Source organism: Labrenzia sp. 5N (assembly GCF_012395805.1).
In the GTDB taxonomy this organism is placed as follows: domain Bacteria; phylum Pseudomonadota; class Alphaproteobacteria; order Rhizobiales; family Stappiaceae; genus Roseibium; species Roseibium algicola.
Window position 1 is genome coordinate 137,374 of sequence record NZ_JAAZTM010000004.1, and the last position, 19,792, is coordinate 157,165.

Annotated in this window: 13 protein-coding genes and 1 tRNA gene; 6 read left to right on the forward strand and 8 right to left on the reverse strand. The window is 58.2% G+C overall.

Features of this window, described 5'->3' with window-relative positions:
* Positions 1–201: 201 nt before the first annotated feature.
* The 5 genes from HEP89_RS03715 to HEP89_RS03735 all read right to left on the reverse strand — a co-directional run bounded on the left by HEP89_RS03715 (position 202) and on the right by HEP89_RS03735 (position 4,360).
* Positions 202–960, reverse strand: a complete 759-nt coding sequence (locus tag HEP89_RS03715; protein WP_075284606.1) for an SDR family oxidoreductase — start codon at positions 958–960, stop codon at positions 202–204.
* Between the two features lie 268 nt (positions 961–1,228).
* The gene (locus HEP89_RS03720) at positions 1,229–2,428 is read right to left on the reverse strand and encodes an SH3 domain-containing protein (protein WP_168691360.1); all 1,200 of its coding nucleotides are present in this window, start codon (positions 2,426–2,428) and stop codon (positions 1,229–1,231) included.
* Between the two features lie 357 nt (positions 2,429–2,785).
* Positions 2,786–2,862 (reverse strand) — tRNA-His (locus HEP89_RS03725).
* A 226-nt stretch (positions 2,863–3,088) separates the two neighbouring features.
* The gene (locus tag HEP89_RS03730) at positions 3,089–3,607 is read right to left on the reverse strand and encodes a phasin (protein WP_023002171.1); all 519 of its coding nucleotides are present in this window, start codon (positions 3,605–3,607) and stop codon (positions 3,089–3,091) included.
* Between the two features lie 366 nt (positions 3,608–3,973).
* Positions 3,974–4,360, reverse strand: coding sequence for a phasin (locus tag HEP89_RS03735; protein WP_031269792.1), 387 nt, complete (start codon positions 4,358–4,360; stop codon positions 3,974–3,976).
* Between the two features lie 261 nt (positions 4,361–4,621).
* On the opposite strand from HEP89_RS03735, the gene HEP89_RS03740 reads away from it, so the two are divergent.
* The 5 genes from HEP89_RS03740 to ftsH all read left to right on the forward strand — a co-directional run bounded on the left by HEP89_RS03740 (position 4,622) and on the right by ftsH (position 15,322).
* Positions 4,622–9,340, forward strand: a complete 4,719-nt coding sequence (locus HEP89_RS03740; protein ID WP_168691361.1) for an ATP-binding protein — start codon at positions 4,622–4,624, stop codon at positions 9,338–9,340.
* Positions 9,341–9,366: 26 nt separating this feature from the next.
* A complete protein-coding gene (locus tag HEP89_RS03745; RefSeq protein ID WP_081713402.1) occupies positions 9,367–10,059 on the forward strand; it encodes a DUF4336 domain-containing protein in 693 nt (230 codons plus the stop codon).
* 269 nt (positions 10,060–10,328) lie between these two features.
* Entirely contained in the window at positions 10,329–11,372 is a 1,044-nt protein-coding gene (locus HEP89_RS03750) for a Fe(3+) ABC transporter substrate-binding protein (RefSeq protein WP_168691363.1), read from the forward strand.
* Positions 11,373–11,690: 318 nt separating this feature from the next.
* Complete coding sequence (locus HEP89_RS03755) at positions 11,691–13,379, forward strand: iron ABC transporter permease (protein ID WP_152504661.1); 1,689 nt, start codon at positions 11,691–11,693, stop codon at positions 13,377–13,379.
* Positions 13,380–13,495: 116 nt separating this feature from the next.
* Positions 13,496–15,322 carry an ATP-dependent zinc metalloprotease FtsH gene (ftsH, locus tag HEP89_RS03760; RefSeq protein WP_168691364.1) on the forward strand — a complete coding sequence of 609 codons (1,827 nt, stop codon included), beginning with the start codon at positions 13,496–13,498 and terminating at the stop codon, positions 15,320–15,322.
* Positions 15,323–15,350: 28 nt separating this feature from the next.
* Here ftsH and HEP89_RS03765 read toward each other — a convergent pair whose 3' ends face one another.
* The 3 genes from HEP89_RS03765 to HEP89_RS03775 all read right to left on the reverse strand — a co-directional run bounded on the left by HEP89_RS03765 (position 15,351) and on the right by HEP89_RS03775 (position 19,244).
* A complete protein-coding gene (locus HEP89_RS03765; RefSeq protein WP_168691365.1) occupies positions 15,351–17,519 on the reverse strand; it encodes an EAL domain-containing protein in 2,169 nt (722 codons plus the stop codon).
* 386 nt (positions 17,520–17,905) lie between these two features.
* On the reverse strand, positions 17,906–18,535 hold the full coding sequence (locus HEP89_RS03770) for a CoA transferase subunit B (RefSeq protein WP_023002181.1): 630 nt from the start codon (positions 18,533–18,535) through the stop codon (positions 17,906–17,908).
* 13 nt (positions 18,536–18,548) lie between these two features.
* Positions 18,549–19,244, reverse strand: a complete 696-nt coding sequence (locus tag HEP89_RS03775) for a CoA transferase subunit A (RefSeq protein ID WP_023002182.1) — start codon at positions 19,242–19,244, stop codon at positions 18,549–18,551.
* 298 nt (positions 19,245–19,542) lie between these two features.
* On the opposite strand from HEP89_RS03775, the gene HEP89_RS03780 reads away from it, so the two are divergent.
* Entirely contained in the window at positions 19,543–19,788 is a 246-nt protein-coding gene (locus tag HEP89_RS03780) for a DUF6460 domain-containing protein (protein WP_006940008.1), read from the forward strand.
* Positions 19,789–19,792 lie beyond the last annotated feature (4 nt).

A 19,792-nucleotide genomic window follows, 5' to 3' on the forward strand; every position in this document is an offset into this window, starting at 1 on the left:
TTCACGAGCGTGCACTCCGGTCCTTACCTTCAAATCGGGCTCTTCAGCGACCCGTTTTCCGAGCCGCGGGCATATTTGAATTTCCGGGCAAGGGACGGAGCGAAGGCTCCGTTCAAGCCTGTTGAACGTGTACCGTTGCCTAAACCAGGCGGTCCGGGATTTGCCACAAGGCGGCGGTCCGCCTTGTGGCAAAGCGTCCGGTCAGGTCAGCCGAATGGACATGCCGCCATCGACAATCGTCGGGCTGCCCGTCATGAAACTTGCGCGGTCGGACAGCAGGAAAAGCGCTGCCTGTGCGATCTCCCTTGCGTCGGCCATGCGTTTCATGGGGTGCAAACCTGCAATGAACGCCAAGACGTCCGGATTCCCTTCGCCACCGGCCGGTGTAATTGTGCCACCCGGCATCAGGGCATGAGCCCGAATACCCTCCGCGGCGTGGTCGGAGGCAAGTGATTGCACCAAGCCGTTGAGACCGGCCTTGGAAGCCGCGTAAGCGCCCATGCCGGGCATGCCCGCGTTGCTGAAACCAACAAATGACGATGTGAAGACGATCGAGCCACCGCCGGTTTTCTTCATGACCGGTATCTGCGCTTTTGCAGCCAGAAACGCCGCTGTCAGGTTGACAGTCAGGACCTCGTTCCAGTTGCCGATACCCATGTCCGGGACCGGCTCCATGGCACCGACAATGCCTGCATTGTTGAAGGCGCCGTCCAGTCGCCCGAACTCCTTCAAGGCAAGATCGACCAGTGCCGCGGCATAGCCTTCGTCCTTGACGTCGCCCTCCAGGAAAACGGCCGTGCCGCCGGCTTCACGGATTTTGGAAGCCACAGCCTCAAGTTCCGCGGAACGCCTGGCACCGAGGATGACATTTGCTCCTTCGGCCGCAAAAAGGGTCGCTGCAGCAGCCCCGATCCCGCTGCTTGCCCCGGTGATGATGATCGACTTGTTTTCGAGTTCCATGACGTTTTCTCCTGTCTGTCATTGGACCCGGCATAAGCCAGCGTCCGAGCGACAGGTGTCATGATCGGGCCGAGCCGAACTATCCGTTTCTTGTTGTCAAATCCATAAAAAGGGCTTGAGCACGTCGATCAGGTCAGGGGTATACCAGCACACAGGCAGCCTATTTAAAACATGTTGGGCACGCTCAATGAGGCCAACGACGCCTGTCGATAAATGTGCGAGTGGACTTTAGGAGCGGCAACAGCCTGCTTCAAAGGTGACCTGATATCTACTTGCCGTATCCAGCCGCACTTGGGGCTTCTCCGTATGACGAACCTGTCCCGCAACATATTTTCATCACATAGGTATTGCCCATAGTCACAAAACTATCGCTCGGGATGGCGCCCTCTTTTTTCAACCCCTTGGTGAAATAGAGGGCTTGCTCTTTATCCAACGGCTTAGCGATCGTCACCGCATACCATCCGTTGGTCGCAAGGTAGACCGCCAAAGGGAGATCTCTGGCCATTGCGTAGCTAACCGCTTCGTCGATGTTGTCGAAACTCTTGACTTGAATGAGCCTAAGTTCGCCAGGCGTGGCATCGAATTGATCAACTCGTATCCACGTATGGTGCATATACCCAGTTACGCCCGCAACAGTCACACGATACCAGCGGTCTTCCTCACCTGTGATTTGCACAGAAACGCCATTTGTGAAGCGACGTAAGCTATGAGCTTTCCCGTTAGGTGACGCCTTCATTAAAACTGAACCCTTAGGGTGTCGGACACGTCCAGAACGAGCAACGGGAATGGTAGCTCTGCTCGGCTCAATTTGCTTCGGACTTGTCGAAACGGAAGGTCGTGATGCTACATACGGCTTTGCTTCGCTTGAAGGCTTGGAGATTGCCGCCGTGTCAGTGGCACCCTCAGACAAAGTAACTCCAAAATTAGCCATCTCCTGCCCAGAGAGATATCGAATGTCATTCGCTTCTGTCTTGAATGCGAGTTGCAAGAGTGCAGGGTTCACTCCCATCTCTACCATGTACCCAATGATGTCCGCAGTGACGTCCTGAACAGCAGAAACAGCCTCCTCCTTGTTGAAAGGAGTTGTTGGCGAGAACGAAGACTTGTGCACCCCGATGGAACCCGGTTCAGCATATCGAGATCGGCCTCCCATGAATGCCAGGGCGCAGGCAGAAGCGCATTCAAGCTGGCGGAGTTGTATCGTGGCCAAACCGTTTGATCTGATGATCCGACCAAGTTCCATCGCCTTGAAAATGTTCCCGCCGTCGCTGTCAAAGCCGATCACATTGGGATTGAAAGAACGAATGACTTTCTCGAATTCGGACAGGTCATCACTGGGTGTGAAGGTACCCTCGATAACAACAAACCTCAGACCATCGTCCCCCTCTCCCGAATTGTAGCTAAGTTCGGCTTTTCCCACAGAAGGAAGGATGGTGACCAAAAAGATCATGAGGATTCGGATGATCATGGGTAATCACACACTCAGGTACAATTCATTGACACCGCAATTCAGTGTATTCGAGCGACTTAAGGTATTGCAACCAGACTTCACGCCATATGGTTGATCTGCTCAGCCCAAATTTCTGTATTTTGAGGTAAGTCTGTTTCCCAGTTAAGATTACAGGCTATGAAACGATCTAGATTATGCGAAGAAAGATCAGCCAAGCATTGCGGCTTCGTCGGTCTTTGATTGCCTGTAGGTGCGCAACCTGCAGTGCAGTCGCAGCATTATTGGAACCCTTTACTGCAGCGCTCAAGCCGAAGCAATTGCAGCAAGATTGACTTGCGTTCCAAAAAAATTCTGAAAGTTCATGAAGAGGGGAAATGGTACAGACGAGTGGATTCGAACCACCGACCTTCGGAGCCACAATCCGACGCTCTAACCAACTGAGCTACGTCTGCTTAAAGGCGTGAGGTGACGCGGACCATACTGACCCGTGCCGCCATTTGCAAGGGCGTCTTCTAAACTCGTTTTTTCCAACCCGCAAGCGGGAATTTGCGGAAATTTTCGAGCTGTTGAAAAGCAAATGCCCGGAGCGTTGCCCCGGGCATAACAACCGTTTGCCGATGTCATCGGCATGGCCCTGCCGAACCGCAATCAGGTGACTGCGGACGGCAGGATGCCGGATTAGTTGACCTTGATGTCCTTGAAGGACTTCTCGAACGCTTCCTTGACCGGTGCGGAAACGTCGGTACCGAGCTTGGTAGCCAGTTCGTGCATTTCCTTGGACTGGGCGCTCAGAGCGTCAAACTGCTGGCGAGCAAACGTGGACTGCAGCTCGATAGCTTCAGCCAGGCTCTTCGCAGACATGATGTCCTTCACGAAAGTGAAAGTTGCGTCGGCGTTGGCTTTGGCAGCATCAACGGCCTTGTGGTTGAATTCGACAACGCCCTGGCGGGAAGTCTCGAAAGTGTCTTCCATCAGGTCGGTTGCGTCTTCAGCAGCGTTTTTCACTTTTGCATAGGCTTCGCGAGCGTTCTCGATGCCTTTTTCGGTTGCTTCACGGAACATGGCCGGAACTTCCATTTTCGGCATAGCAAAAGCCTCGAAGTCAGGGAAAGCTACACCAGCAGCAGCGGTTTTGGCTTTGGTGGTGCGAGCTTTCGGCGCCGGCTTTGCCGGAGCAGTGGTTGTGGTGTCAGTCATGATCTCATCTCCTTGAGTCCGGATGCGATCATTGGTGCAAGTTCATTCCGCCGATACGTGTGCCGGCGGACCCTGTCGTCATCCGCAAACACTACATAGTGCATGCCGTGCTGCATTGCAACATTTTTTTGCACTGCACAACAAACTTGCCGTCGGGGATTTCTGGTGTTTCGTCGGTTCCGTTCTGCAAAAAGCGGAGCGGACTGCAGCCCTTTGTCGGTAAGCCATTGGCTGGACAAGGGAAGACGAAAACAGGCAATCAGGACCGGAAAAACACTACAACCAAAGCAGGAAATATTCAATGAAACACTTGTGACACCTTGCGCGGGGCTCTGGTGCCCTGCGCAAGGAAAAATGCCGGCCGGATTATTTTTTCTGGGTGGCCTTGGCCGCGTCCTGAACGGCCTTCGTCGCCGAGTTGGAAAACTCGCGCGCCTGTTCGCCGAGGGACTCCATCTGCCGGCGCAGATAGTCCTGCTGCAGCTTCATCATGTCCTCGACATTTTGCGCCTTGACCAGTTCCTGCGCAAACTTGAAAGCCGCATCGACATGCTCTTCGGCATAGTTCAGCGCCTTCTTGTTCACATCCGCAGCACCGGCCTGAACCGCATTCGCGCTGTCTTCCGCATTGCTGACAGCCTTGTGGGTCGCGCCCATGAAGTCGTCAAAGGCCTTGCGGGCCTGGTCGACGCTCTTTTCCGCGAAATCGCGCATCTGGTCGGGAATTTCAAAACCGGTCTTGTCTGTGCTCATGTCGGCGCTCCTCAGGTCGACGAAAGATGTCAGGCGGGTATCCTGAAATCCTTCCATGCCAAAAATTCGTAACACGACGATGGCATTCCGGCAAACTTGTCCGGTCGGATTAACCACGCCTTCATGTAACCCCTTTAGCAACCTTGCTTTACGTGGACTGTGTTGGAGATTGCTTGTATTAACGGAGTGTTTACCACTTTGGGCAAATCCGGCCGCCACGCACCCGTCAACCGGTGTTGCAGACCAGTTTGGAGCAGAGCCATGGACGAACAAACCCTATCATTCCTGGAACTGACTGCCATGGATGATCTGGTTCAGCTTGTCGCCGACAAAAGGGCAGCCTGGCTCTGGTCGGCCGACGGGGCGCGTATTCTATGGGCGAATGCTGCCGGTGCTTCCTTTTTCTCCGCACAGTCCGTAGCCGACCTGGCCAACCTGACGTCGCTCGAGCGCTCACCCGCCCGTCCGCATATCGCCCGCATTGCCGAATCCGGCCCTACAGACAAGTTCAGCATCGACCGGCTGCGGTTTTACCGGGGTCTCAGGGTCATGCTGCTGACCTGTCAGTGCATGCGTATCGAACTGGAAAACGGTGAAGCCGCTGCCCTGATTGTGTGCGGTGACAAGGGTCTGTCCATGACGAAGGACCCGGTGCCGGCTTTTGCACAGATGTTGCGTGCCGATGATGCCACCGTGTTCGTGACGGATGCCGGTTCGGTGGAAGGCTGTTTTGGCGAACTGAAGGGAACACCGGAAGACCTCGACCTGCCGGACGGACAGACGGCGCTTTTCGGTCCTCTGGAACTCGATGGTGACTTTCATGAGGGCGTTGTTCTGAAGGTGACGGACCGCCAGAAGCTGGTGGTCCTGGAAAACCTGCCTCTGGCGGATCCCGGCACTGAAGCCAGGGAAGACAGCCCTGAAAATGCGCAAGAAGCGGACGCCTCAGCAATTGAAGCCGGGCTGCTGGCCGCAGGAGTTGCCGCCGGAGCTGCAGTTGCCGCTGACACTTCGTCCGCGGACGAGGAAACAGTTTCCCAGACCGGTGAGGACGACGCCGGTTGGGTACGGGCCGACGAAGACGAGTTTGAAACCGCTGACGATATGGCCGCAACGCAGGCCGCTCCTGCCCCACCCGTTGAAGAACCTGTTGAGGAAGACCTCGACGACCTGGCTGCCAGTGAGCAATCCATTGCGGCTGGTGTTGTCACCTCAGACGACATCTCCCCGATGGATGCCGGAGAGGCGGACCTTGAAGCCGCGTTGTCCGACCTGGAAGAGATTGAAGACGACGACGGCGAGACGGCAGAAGACGTCTCGGCCGATGCTGAAGAGGACGACGGCCTCGAAGAACTCGACCTCGAGGAAAATGTCCTTGAGGAGACGACCGCCAAAGTCGTGGCCGAAGACACCTCTGATGACGCTGCAACGGAAGGTGGGGACGGCTTTGTCTTTCAGCCACGGCGCAGACCTGTGCGCTTTGCCTGGAAGATGGACATCGACCAGCGCTTCACCTTTCTGTCCGACGAGTTTGCCGAAGTTCTTGGCCCTTCCTCAACCGACATTATCGGTCTGACCTGGAAGGAAGTGTCCGACGCTTTCGATCTCGATCCCCGTGGCCATATTGCGCGGGCACTTGACCGACGCGACACCTGGAGCGGAAAGACAATCGACTGGCCGGTCTCCGGCGCGGACCTGCGCGTACCTGTCGATATGGCCGCCCTGCCCGCCTTTGACCGGAACCGGAAATTCGAAGGCTATCGCGGCTTCGGAGTTTGCCGGACCGCAGATGCCGTGCCGGAGCATGGCAGCCAGCCCTCCGGCCCGACGCTGGCCGTTGTCGGGGCATCCGACACTGACATTGACACTGACAGGGACGAAACCGGACGCGACACACTTGCGGAAGACGAAGCCAGCCACGCCGCAGAAACGCTGCTGGAAGGCGCGCGCGGTACCGAAGCTGCCGATGTGCCCGTGACGCCAGAGGTGGAAGACGTCATTGCCACCGCGGGCGATGACAACGGACATGAAAACGTCAGCTCTGAAACAGGTGATGAAACGACAGATACATCGACTGTTGAGGCTGGTACCGATGAAGCTGGTTCACCAGACGCAGCAGAGCAGCAGGCAACCGCGGAGGCAGCAGCCAAGCTTGCGGAATTGAAGCCGGCAAAACCGGATTCTTTCGCGGGCAAGACCTTTCTTGGCGCAAGTGCGGCTGCTCTCGTCGGGTCCCTGGCAAAGTTCACCGGCAAGGCCCCGCAGCGCCCGGCAGACCCGCCGGCAAAGGCAGACGCGCCCGCCAAGGCGGATACCCGACACCTTGAAGCAGACACGTCTCCAGAGGACGTTGCCCCGGATGCCGACAAGGATTTCGACGATCTGCCCGGCGCAGCTCTCGACAGCAAGTTCAAGGCTCTGGAATCCGGTCTGCAAGATGCGCCGGAAGACGATGCTCTTCCCGAGGAAAGCGACGTTCCGGAGACCGCCGAAGACCAGCCCGTCTCCGGCAGTGATGAAACCGCTCCTGAAGACGGCGCAAGCACTGAGGACACCGGAACTGCAACCGACGAAACGGGCGATGCGCCGGGAACAGTCGTCGATGACGCTGATGCAGTAGCTGATGACGAAGACCCTGAAGACGAGGTCAGCGACACAGCAAGCGAAGACACCGCCATCGATGATGACGACACTGAACTGGCAGAAGAAAACGAAGCGGACGCCGACAGTGAGAACTATGCTGCGAGCGACGAGCTGACCGGCGAAGAGACAGGGGACACCAACACAGCCGTTGCAGTGCCCACTCCAGCGAGTGCCGAACCAACCGGTATCTCCGGGCCAGCGGCGCTGAAACCGGCTGAAATCGAAAGCGCGGTCAAGTCGCTCGCCAAGGCTTACAAAGAGGCGGAAAAGAAGTCTCGCGACCTCTTTGAGGAAGAAGAAGACCCCACGGCCCCGGAAGACGACGACTTGTCGTCCACAGCCGTCGCAACTGCCGAAAGTGACGAGGACCAGCAAACGGGAACCTATGAGGCTTCGGCTGGCGACGAAGATCTGTTCGAGCCCGAGCCTGCCTTTGAAGACACCCATTTCGATCTTGTTGAGGAGGAAGACCGCGAGATCGAAGCCGTGGCTGCGTCATTGGAAACGGACGATGCGGCTGAAGAGCGCGAGTTCTTCGAAGAAACCGCTGCCTTCGAGAGCGAGGACAAGGCTGCCGAAACCGCCGACGCCGATGAGCCGGCCGAACCGAAACCGACAGGCCAGGTCATCCCGCTCGCAACGGTGAAACCGCGCGTTGTTCCGGTGGATACCTCCGGTCTTTCCCGGCCCGAACGTCAGGCCTTTCGCAAGATCGCCGAAGCCCTTGGAGCACGGCTGGAGGGCGACCTTGAAGATTTCGATGCGCCCGATCCGGTGGAACCGGTCGAAGAGCTGCCACCCGAAGTTCCGGAAGCCGGCCCTATCGACCCGAGCCTCCTGGACCGCCTGCCCATCGGCATCGCCATTGCCCATGACCGGGAAGTTCTCTACGCCAACAAGGCGCTGCTGAGCATGCTTGGCTACAAGTCGATCACCGCGCTCTCCGAGGCCGGCGGGTTGGAAGCCCTTTTCATCGACGATGCGGAAGAGCTGCCGGACGCCGAAGGCATGGATGGTGAAGTCGACGAGACCATGAAGATGCGCCTGTCGGATGGCGGTGTCCTCAACGTCGACGCTCATATGCATTCCGTTCCGTGGAACGGCACGCGCGGTCTGATGATTTCCATCACCGAACGCAAGGCCAAGCCGACACCTGCGACCGCTGCTCCGTCTTCGCCGAACTTCTTTGCGGAAGTCCGCTCGGAACTTGATAGCGCGCGAAACCAGATCGCCGAGATGGACACCATTCTGGAAACGGCGACCGACGGCGTTCTCGTGCTTGATCAGAACGGCACGATCTTGAAAGTGAACGGCTCCGCGGAGGCGCTTTTCAGCGCCAACCGGTCCGACATGATCGGAGCGCCCTTCACGGATTTCCTGGCGCCCGAAAGCCACCGGGCGGCGGCCGACTACCTGGACGGATTGTCGCGCAACGGCGTTGCCTCGATCCTGAACGATGGCCGCGAAGTGCTCGGCAAGGTTCCGACCGGCGGGCTCATCCCGCTGTTCATGACCATCGGCCGGATCAGCGGCAACAAGGACGACGTCAAATACTGTGCGGTGCTGCGCGACATCACCCAATGGAAGACGGCAGAAGAAGAGCTGACCCAGGCCAAGCGCCAGGCTGAAAACGCCAGCTCTCAGAAGTCCGATTTCCTGGCGAAGATCAGTCACGAAATCCGCACCCCGCTGAACGCGATCATCGGCTTTTCGGAAGTCATGATGGAAGAGCGCTTCGGCCCGATCGGCAATGACCGCTACAAGGACTATCTCAAGGATATCCGCACATCCGGCTCGCACATCATGAGCCTGATCAACGATCTCCTGGACCTGTCCAAGATCGAGGCGGGCAAGCTGGATCTGAAGTTCTCCGCCGTCTCGACCAACGACGTCATCAACGAATGCGTTGCCCTGATGCAGCCGCAGGCCAACCGGGAGCGTGTCATCATCCGTGCCAGCCTGCCGGAATCCGTGCCCGATGTCGTGGCTGACCCGCGGTCACTGCGCCAGATCGTGCTGAACCTTCTGTCCAACGCGATCAAATACAACAAGTCCGGTGGGCAGGTGATCCTGTCGACGGCGCTGGAAAGCAACGGCGAAGTCGCGCTGCGAGTTCGCGATACCGGCACCGGCATGACAGCCAAGCAGCTGGCTGCGGCGCTTGAGCCGTTCCGGCAACTGCATACCTCCAGCCGCGGCGGTGGAACCGGGCTTGGCCTGCCGCTGACCAAGGCACTGGTGGAAGCCAACCGGGCCAGCTTCCATATCGATTCCACGCCGGATCAGGGCACCCTGGTGGAAATCATCTTCCCGACACAGCGGGTGCTTTCGGAGTAATGCCGGGCTCCCGACAGGAGAGCGCCTTGGTTGAAGTCGACAGCAATATCTGGATCCTTGAAGGGGACACTGTCTCCTTTTACGGATTTTGTTACCCGACCCGCTGTGTGATCATTCGCCTGCCGTCCGGCAAGCTGTGGGTCTGGTCACCCATCGCCTTGACGCCGGCGGTTCGGCAGCAGATCGATGCCCTTGGAACCCCGACACATCTCGTCAGTCCCAACAAGATCCACCATCTCTTTCTGCAGGACTGGAAGGCGGCCTGGCCGGAGGCCAGGCTCTGGGGACCACAGAGCACCATTGCCAAGCGTACGGATCTCGCCTTCGAACCGGCGCTGGACGAAGCGGTGCCAGATGCATTCGAAGGCGTCATCGACATGGTGCGCTTTTCCGGTTCTCCGGTGATGGACGAGTTGGTGTTTCTGCACCGGCCCTCGGCAACCGTTATCCTGGCCGATCTCAGCGAGCATTTCTCGCAAGGTTTTTTGCACCGGCACTGGAAACCCTGGCAGCGCTGGATTGCCGGTCTATGGGGCATTGTCGAAGGCAAGGGCTATGCGCCCCTGGAATGGCGGCTGAGTTTTTTCGACCGCCGAAAGGCCCGAACCTGCCGGGACAGGATCCTTGCCTGGTCACCGGAAAGGGTGATCATGGCGCACGGCGTCTGGCAGCCAGGCAATGGCACAGCCTTCCTGCGGCAGGCGCTTGCCTGGGTGTGACAGTTTTTCACGCCAGCCGGTAACGCGTTCGTGATCAGTCTTTCAAAGCAAGCTTCAATGACCATCAGACCTAAAGTCGAGTCTTAAACTCCTGTATTCTCACCGGTTTTCGGCAAAATAGTGGAATGCAATCCTCCAGTTAGTTTTGAATCATTCTAAAGTATTGATTTTGCTAGATTTATTGACTTGAAGCCCTGCTAACGACATATTCCCGGCAAGCTTCGGACCCCGCGTCCGAGCAACAAGAACCATATCAACGGGAGAGTTACATGAATTCCACTTTCCGCATCCTGGCAGGCGCTGCCCTGCTGTCTTCGGCAACCCTTACCGCTGCACCCGCATTTGCCGACGGGGAAGTGAACATCTACTCCTATCGTCAGCCTTACCTCATCGAGCCGCTGCTCGACGCATTCACCAAGGAAACCGGCATCAAGACCAACGTGGTCTTTGCGGCTGAAGGCCTGGGCGAGCGTATTGCGGCAGAAGGCGCCAACTCTCCGGCCGACGTTCTCTTGACCGTCGACATCGGGCGCCTGGACGGTGCCAAGCAGCTCGGCATTTCACAGCCGGTTGTTTCTGAAATCGTCAATGCAAACGTTCCGGCAGAATTCCGCGATCCGGAAGGCCACTGGATCGGCCTGACCAACCGTGCCCGCGTGATCTACGCTTCCAAGGAACGCGTCGACCAGGACAGCATCACCTATGAGGAACTTGCCGATCCGAAGTGGAAGGGCCGCCTGTGCACCCGCTCCGGTCAGCATGTGTACACCGTCGGACTGGTTGCCTCGATGGTCGCCCATCATGGTGCGGAAGAAACCGAAAAGTGGCTTGAAGGCGTTCGCGACAACCTGGCCCGCAAGCCTGCCGGCAACGACCGCGCCCAGGTCAAGGCCATCTTCGCCGGCGAATGCGACATCGCACTCGGCAACACCTACTACATGGGCCTGATGCAGACCAACGAGAAGGAACCGGACCAGCAGACCTGGGCCGACAGCGTCCGCATCCTGTTCCCGAACACCGACGACCGTGGCAGCCACGTGAATGTTGCCGGCGTCATCCTGACGAAGAACGCACCGAACCAGGACAATGCGGTCAAGCTGATCGAGTTCCTGTCTTCCGATGAAGCGCAGCAGATCTACGCCGAAACCAACCATGAATATCCGGTCAAACCGGGCGTCGCGGTTTCCGAGCGTGTTGCAAGCTGGGGCGAGTTCAAGAAAGACACCCTGTCACTCGCCGACATTGCCAAGAACCGCAAGACCGCCAGCGAGCTGATCGACGAAGTCGGCTTTGATGACGGCCCGGCCTCCTGAGGCCATATCGACAAAAAAGACGGGCGCCGCATTTTGCGGCGCTTTTCTGTTGAGAGCTAGGAAGGCGGACTTTCAAACTATTCTGGGGCCCGTCATGGCCGGACTTGATCCGGCAATCCATGCCGTTCCCTGTCGACAAATTCAGATGTGACGTCGATCCGATCCTCAACGGCATGGATGTCATGGTCGGGCCATGGCATGACGAAAATAAAACCACCGCAAAAATTCAGGTCACGCCTAGGGATCTCTTGGCTTTTGCATTTTCCGGGTTTTGCCTATAGAGCTTCCTGCGAACCATTCTCAAAGAAATGACAGGCCTTGCTGCGCACGCCCACCCTCACTTTTGCTGACCGTTTCTGGCAAATTGCATCGCTGGCGATTGCCACGCTGGTGCTGTTGCCACTGGCGGCGATCGTGTGGATCGCGCTGACACCGACGGGCGAAGTCTGGGGCCACCTTCTGACAACGGTTCTGCCTGGCTCCCTGCAGACGACGGTTTTGCTGATGCTCGGGGTCGGCCTGACCACAGGCATCACCGGCGTTGCCACGGCCTGGCTCGTGACGATGTGCAATTTCCCGGGAAGAAAGGTCCTCGACTGGGCTCTTCTGGTGCCCCTTGCGGTGCCGACCTATATCGTCGCCTTCGCCTATGTCGAAGTGCTCGATTATACCGGGCCGGTCCAGAGCCTGATCCGCACGCTTTTCGGTTTCAAGACGTCCAGAGACTACTGGTTTCCCGAAATTCGCTCACTGGGCGGCGCCATATTCGTCATGGGGGCGGTGCTTTACCCTTATGTCTATCTGACGACCCGGGCGAGCTTTCTGATCCAGTCCGCCTCGACGCTGGATGTCTCGCGTACCCTTGGCGCTTCGCCTTACGGGCTGTTCTTTCGTGTCGCCCTGCCATTGGCACGCCCCGCCATCGTCATCGGCATTTCGCTTGCCTTGATGGAGTGCCTCAACGATATCGGCGCGGTGACATTCTTCGGCGTGAAGACCCTGACCTTTTCCGTCTATGACACCTGGCTGCACCGTTCCAGCCTCGGTGGCGCAGCCCAGCTCGCGCTTGCCATGCTGGTGATGGTGTTCCTGCTATTGTGGCTGGAACGGTTCGGGCGGCGCAAACAGCGTTTCGACAGCGGCGGTGGCTCTAAGCACCGGCCACCGACACGCTTCGAACTTGGACGCTGGCAGGCTGCGCTTGCGTTGCTGTTATGCCTGACGCCGGTCTTTGTCGGCTTTGTGGTTCCTGGCCTGCTGCTTGCAGACCTGGCCAGCCGGCGCCTGGAAGGTTTTTGGGACAGCGGATTTCTGGATGCTGTCTGGAACAGCCTCAGCCTCGCTGCCATTGCAGCACTGATCACCGTGCTCATTTCCGTTGCCCTGGCCTATGCCCTGCGTCTCAACCCCAGGGGCCCATTGAAGTTTGCCGTCCGGCTTGCCTCGATCGGTTACGCCATTCCGGGCACCGTTCTCGCCATCGGCATTCTGGTGCCGTTGGCCGGCTTCGACAATTTCCTGGATGCCCGCATGGAAGCCTGGTTCGGTATCAACACCGGCCTGCTACTGCTGGGGAGTGGCACCGGCCTGGTGTTTGCCTATGTGGTTCGCTTCCTTGCAGTTTCTTACGGCCAGGTCGAAGGTGGTTTCGGCCGGATCACACCTCATCTCGACATGGCGGCACGCACGCTTGGCCGCAACAGCGGTCAGACCCTGACGCAGATCCACTTGCCGATCCTGAAGCCGGTGCTGTTGTCCGCAGCCCTGCTCAGCTTCGTCGATTGCATGAAAGAGCTGCCGGCAACGGTTCTCCTGCGCCCGTTCAATTTCGAAACCCTGGCAACGACCGTGTTCGAGGCCGCCTCGCGCGAAGCCTTTGGCGAAGCGGCCCTGCCCTCGCTTGCCATCGTTCTGGTCGGTCTCATCCCGGTCATCTACCTCGCCCGTTCCAGCGCCTCGTCCTTCCGCACGCAAACGTCCAAGCGGCAACTGGAGCCGGTCGTCTGAACCAGGGCAGCCATGCCACCTCGTGCCCACCTCGTGCCCACCTCGTGCCTTGACAGCCTCCGGGCGAACCGCGTCAATGGCGGCATAGTTCAGACAATTGCCGGGACAGTTTCACGATGGAAAAGAAACACCAGATAAACCTTTGGTACGCCTTCATTGCCATGATGCTGGTGCTGATGTTCCAAAGCTGGTGGACCACCTACAAGACCGTCGAGCAGATCCCCTACAGCCAGTTCGAGCAGTACCTCAAGGACGGAAAGATCGAGGAGATTGCCGTCAAGGAGAACTTCATCGAAGGCAAGTTCAAGGCGGAACTGAAGGACGGCAAGCAGTATTTCGTCACTACGCGCGTCGAGGTTCCGCTCGCCGACGAACTCAGCAAGTACGACGTCAAATACACCGGCGTCGTCCAGAACACCTTCATTCGCGACATCCTCTCCTGGGTGCTGCCGGTCCTGCTGCTGTTCGGCCTCTGGATGTTCTTCATCCGCCGGTTTGCCGAAAAACAGGGTCTTGGCGGCATGATGACGGTCGGCAAGTCAAAGGCGAAGGTATTTGTCGAAAAGGACGTGAAAGTCACTTTTCAGAATGTCGCCGGAGTGGATGAAGCCAAGCGGGAACTGAAGGAGATTGTCGATTTCCTGAAGGAACCAGCTTCCTATGGCCGTCTGGGGGCGCATGTGCCCAAGGGCATCCTGCTGGTTGGCCCTCCAGGCACAGGCAAGACACTTCTGGCGCGCGCCGTGGCCGGTGAAGCCGGTGTGCCGTTCTTCTCTATCTCCGGCTCCGAATTCGTGGAGATGTTCGTCGGCGTCGGCGCCGCACGGGTTCGCGACCTCTTCGAGCAGGCCCGAAAGGCCGCCCCTGCCATCATCTTCATCGACGAGCTGGACGCACTTGGCCGGGCACGTGCCTCAGGCCCGATGGGCACCAATGACGAGAAGGAACAGACGCTCAACCAGCTTTTGACCGAGCTCGACGGGTTTGATCCGTCCAGCGGCATCATCCTGCTGGCAGCGACGAACCGGCCGGAGATCCTCGATCCCGCCCTTCTGCGCGCCGGGCGCTTCGACCGGCAGGTGCTGGTCGACCGGCCGGACAAGATCGGCCGGCGCGCGATCCTCGATGTCCACGTGAAAAAGATCAAGCTGGCCGCAGATATCGACCTCGATCAGGTGGCCCAGCTGACAGCAGGGTTTTCCGGCGCCGACCTTGCGACGCTGGTCAACGAGGCGGCCCTCCTGGCAACACGTCGGCAGGCGGATGCCGTTACCCTGCTGGACTTCAACGAGGCAGTGGAGAGGGTGATTGCGGGACTGGAAAAGCGCAGCCGGATCCTGTCGGACAAGGAACGAAAAACCGTCGCTTTCCACGAAATGGGCCATGCCCTGGTTGCCGCCAACCTGGAAGGCTGTGATCCGGTGCACAAGATCTCGATCATCCCGCGCGGCATCGGCGCGCTCGGCTACACGATGCAGCGGCCAACCGAGGATCGTTTCCTGTTGTCCTCTCTCGACCTGGAAAACCGCATGGCTGTCCTGATGGGCGGCCGGGCGGCTGAGGAGATTGTCTTCAACGAGATCTCTACCGGTGCTTCCGACGACCTGCAGAAAGTGACCGAAGTCGCCCGCGACATGGTCATGCGATACGGCATGGATCCCGACCTTGGCAATCGCGCCTATTCCACCCAGCGCCAGAACTTTCTCGGCCAGCCTGCCGGAGACGTTGCCGAGGTTTCAGAACAGACCCAGCGGGAGATCGACCTTGCCATCAAGCAAAGGGTGGAAGCTGCCTTCCAGCGCGCCAAGGCGCTCCTGAACAGCCATCGCGGCGAACTGGACGAAGGGGCTTCATTGCTGCTTGCAAAGGAAACGCTGACCGATCAGGACTTTGCCGCAATCCGCCCCCTTGCCGAACGCCGGAAGACCGAGGCGGCGGAGTAAGGCCGGTTCGTGTCAACGTCGAATTGCCTTACGCGGCGAACGTGCTGCCATCTTTCGGCTGTGCTCCGGCGGCCAGGCGCGGATGGTTGCCATCCATCAGAAATGCCTTTGACCAGGCTTCGAAATGTTCTGCCGGCATCGGCCGCGCGAACAGGAAGCCTTGCGCAGTCGTGCAGCCGTTCTCAGCCAGGAAAACGTGTTGTTCTTCCGTTTCGACGCCTTCGGCGACAACCTCGTAATTGAGGCTTTTCGCCATTGCCAGAATTGTTTGAACGATCGAGCGGCTGTGATGGTCATCGGCAAGACCACTGATGAAACTTCGGTCGATCTTGAAGGTGTTGAACGGAAGACGCTGAAGATGCGCCAGACTTGAATAGCCAGTGCCGAAATCGTCTATCGCAAAGGTAATGCCGGCTTCCAGAAGTGGCTTTGCCGCCTCCGAGATTCGCTCCGGATCCCCCATGGCAACGGTCTCCGTCACCTCGAGCTGCAGCAGCTCGGCCGGAAAGCCCGTGATTTCCAGAATGTCGAGGACGCGGGCGGTGAAGCCCGGCTTTTCAAGCTGGCGAATGGAAACATTCACCGCCAGCGGCAGACGTTGACCGTGATCGAGCCAGACCCGACCCTGGCGGCAGGCCAGTTCCAGCACCCTGTCACCCAGGCGCGTGATCAGATCGCTTTCTTCGGCAACATCGATGAAACACCCCGGTGCCAACAGGCCACGTTCGGGATGGTCCCACCTGGCCAGCACTTCGGCACCAACCACTCTCAACGTGGCGCAATCGATCTTGGGCTGAAAGGCGATGGTGATCTCGTCCGCCAGAAGGGCCCGTTTAAGTTCCGCTTCCAGACGAATGCGTTCGTGAGAGCGGGAATCGCGTTCGATCTCGTCGAAGAAGCATGCACGGTTGCCGCCGGTTCGCTTGGCCGCATACATGGCAATGTCCGCGTTCTTCAGGATAGCGGTGTAGTCCTCGCCGTCATCCGGATAGGTCGAGACGCCGATACTGGCCCCAACGGCCATTGTCAGACCGTTGATTTCCAGCGGTTGCTCGACGCATTGCACCAGTTGGTCCGCAAGTGTGTAGACGTTGGACATGGGCTTTTCAGCAGGCAGGACGATGGCAAACTCATCGCCGCCGAGCCTGGCGACAAGTGGTGAAAAAGCCGCCTTGCCTGCCGCAACCTTGTCCGAGGAGTTCAGCAAGCGTTGCAGCCGCGCCGCCACTTCCTTCAACAGTGCGTCGCCATGATCGTGTCCGTAGCTGTCATTCACCCGCTTGAAGCGATCAAGGTCAATAAACAGAACGGCCATCCGGACCGGCGTGCCGTCCGCAAGCTGCATGTTTGAATTGAAATGCTGACGGAAGCTCTCCCGGTTCGGCAGCCGCGTGACCGGGTCCACATAGGCAAGTTCGTGGATGCGGGCCATGTTGTTCCGAATGGTTCCGACCATGTCTCGATAGGCGCGGGCGAGAACACCGATCTCATCGGTTCGTTCGACTGGGAAAGGCGCGTCGAAATTGCCGGCACTGACCGTGTGGGCGGTCTGGGTCAGCGCCTTGATCGGCCGGACGAAATTTTCCGCAAAATGAAACGTCACGGGAATACAGAATATCAGGAGCACCAGGGTAATGACGATGTTCCGTCCCCAGATGGCGAACAGCATGCCGTTGGCCTGAAGACGTTTGACCGACACCAGCGCAACCCCGAGAACCGGGCTGTCTACCGTCTCGCGCACTGGCAAGGCTATTTCGATCCTGTCTCCGGTCTGGCGGATCTGATCGAGCCCGGTTTGCAGCGACAGCGTGATCAGCGGATGCTGGTCCATTTCGTCGAAGTAGCTCGTGTCCGGATCGCTGTCGATAGTGACCGCACGCGCAGGATCGTGAACCTGCGCCAGTTCGACCACGCCGCTGCCGGCAATGCTTTCCAGTTCCTGTTCAAGGATCAGATAGTGGTGGTTGGTCAGATGCGGTACGGCCAGTCGGCTGACGGTCGCCCCAATGGCCCGCGCGTCCGAGACTACCCTTTGCTCCTCGTCCCGCAGGTCCAGGTAGCTCGCCACCATGATCATCACGACCGAGAGCGCCAGAAACAGGCCGGCCACCAGCAAGACAAAGCGGGTGCGCAGGCTGGGCAGCCAGGTCGACAGGACTTTTATCAGCTTTGAGACAGTCCCATGCGTTCCAGGCACGCCAAACACCCCTTGCGAATACCTGAACACCATACAGAACAAGTCTTGAAGGTGGATTGAAGAAGGTAAATGCCGACGACCAGATCGCGTAAACACTGATCTGTTCTTTAGCCGGAAAATCGACTTTCCCGGCTTTTAAAGGATAACGGGTTATCTATGCTTGATTTATGCGGGTTATTCGCAATTCGATCTATTAACGAATTTGGAATTTTCCTCGCCAATTCTACGAATTGGTTCCAATTCGGGACAAATTGCGCCTGCGACACGTTCAAACAGTCTGTTTTTATTGAAAAAATCGACGAGCTGGGTGAAGCGGCCATGAAAAAAGGTGCCTGCGAGACCGCAGACACCTTGATTTAAAACGACGCCGAAGCGCGCATCTTGCCTTATGACTGAAGCGTTGCCTGGGTCTTTTCCTTGACCTCATCCAGCGTTACGCCGTCAGCGAGTTCAACCACCTTCAGGCCGCCTTCGACAACATCGAAGACACCGAAATTGGTGATCACGCGATCAACGCATTTCACGCCGGTAAGCGGTAGCGAGCATTCTTTCAGAAGCTTGGGATCGCCAGCCTTGGAGGTGTGATCCATGATCACCACCACGCGCTTGACGCCGGCGACGAGATCCATCGCCCCGCCCATGCCCTTGACCATCTTGCCAGGGATCATCCAGTTGGCGAGATCGCCGCCCTCGGACACTTCCATAGCGCCCAGGATCGACAAGTCGATATGACCGCCACGGATCATGCCGAAGCTGTCGGCAGACGAGAAGTAGCTGGTCTGCGGCAATTCGGTGATGGTCTGCTTGCCGGCGTTGATGAGGTCTGCATCAACCTCGTCGTCAGTCGGGAACGGGCCCATGCCGAGCATGCCGTTTTCCGACTGGAGGGTCACATGGACACCTTCCGGAATATAGTTGGATACCAGCGTCGGAATGCCGATGCCCAGGTTCACATAGAAGCCGTCTTCCAGTTCCTGCGCGGCACGCTTTGCCATGTCATCACGAGTCCAGGCCATGATGTTTTCTCCCTCAGGCTGCGCGCGTGGTGCGCTTTTCGATACGTTTTTCGTGGCTGCCGACGATGATACGGTCGACGAAGATGCCGGCGGTGTGGATGTTGTCCGGATCGAGTTCACCGATCTCGACAATCTCCTCGACTTCCACGACACAGGTCTTGCCGGCGGTTGCCATCATCGGATTGAAGTTACGCGCGGTCTTGCGGTAGATCAGGTTGCCTTCCTTGTCGGCCTTCCAGGCCTTGACCAGCGACACATCGGCCACGAGGCCGGTTTCCATGATGTAGGTCTCGCCGTTGAAGTCCTTGTGCTCCTTGCCTTCGGCAATCAGCGTACCGACGCCGGTCTTGGTGTAGAAGCCCGGAATGCCTGCGCCACCAGCGCGAATGCGTTCGGCCAGCGTGCCCTGAGGATTGAATTCAAGCTCAAGCTCGCCGTTCAGGTACTGCTTTTCAAAGGTCGCGTTTTCACCCACGTAGGACGAAACCATCTTCTTGATCTGGCGGGTCTGCAGCAGAAGACCGAGGCCAAAGTCATCGACACCGGCATTGTTGGAAATGGCCGTAATGTCCTTGGCTCCGGAATCCCGGAGCGCCACGATCAGATTTTCCGGAATGCCGCAGAGGCCGAACCCGCCGGCCATCACCGTCATGCCGTCAAAGGTCAGCCCCTCGAGGGCGGCCTTTGCGTCCGGATAAATTTTGTTCATGTTTCACTCCCGTTTAAGACCGCTACATGCGTGAGGCGCACATTCGCCGCTTGGTTCGACCGGGTCAAGAGCTCTTTCCCGCGTTGCAGCGAAAAACATGAATGGCCCGTCACTTAATCGATTTGCGTCACTTTGCCCGACGCCAAACTGCCGTTGCAGCGCGGGTTTGGGCGGTTTCCGGCAAGTTGTTTATGGTTTGTAAATCCTTAACGGCAAGAATTGGGCACCGTTCGCGGAGCGTTACCGCCACTCTCCAGCGCACCGGATACCTTGAGCCTACTGAGAGACACTACGCACCGTGTTCCCGTTTCTGTCGACATTCTTCAAGATCGCGGTCATCTCGCTGCTCGTCGGCGCGGGTCTTTCCTTCGTGAACATCACCGCGCAGGACATTCTGGGCTCCGTCGGCATGAGCCCTCTGGAGCTCTGGATCTATCTGCTGGAGTTTCGGGACTGGGCCATTCCCAACATGATCCTGGGCGCCTTCATCGTCGTGCCGATCTGGCTGGTCATCTACCTGATCCGGCCACCGCGAGCGGGATAACATT

Coding starts and splice junctions, on each gene's coding strand:
- HEP89_RS03770 (WP_023002181.1), bottom strand. CDS start 18,535: ATGGCCTGGACTCGTGATGACATGGCAAAGCGTGCCGCGCAGGAACTG.
- HEP89_RS03740 (WP_168691361.1), top strand. CDS start 4,622: ATGGACGAACAAACCCTATCATTCCTGGAACTGACTGCCATGGATGAT.
- HEP89_RS03775 (WP_023002182.1), bottom strand. CDS start 19,244: ATGAACAAAATTTATCCGGACGCAAAGGCCGCCCTCGAGGGGCTGACC.
- ftsH (WP_168691364.1), top strand. CDS start 13,496: ATGGAAAAGAAACACCAGATAAACCTTTGGTACGCCTTCATTGCCATG.
- HEP89_RS03720 (WP_168691360.1), bottom strand. CDS start 2,428: ATGATCATCCGAATCCTCATGATCTTTTTGGTCACCATCCTTCCTTCT.
- HEP89_RS03735 (WP_031269792.1), bottom strand. CDS start 4,360: ATGAGCACAGACAAGACCGGTTTTGAAATTCCCGACCAGATGCGCGAT.
- HEP89_RS03715 (WP_075284606.1), bottom strand. CDS start 960: ATGGAACTCGAAAACAAGTCGATCATCATCACCGGGGCAAGCAGCGGG.
- HEP89_RS03750 (WP_168691363.1), top strand. CDS start 10,329: ATGAATTCCACTTTCCGCATCCTGGCAGGCGCTGCCCTGCTGTCTTCG.
- HEP89_RS03730 (WP_023002171.1), bottom strand. CDS start 3,607: ATGACTGACACCACAACCACTGCTCCGGCAAAGCCGGCGCCGAAAGCT.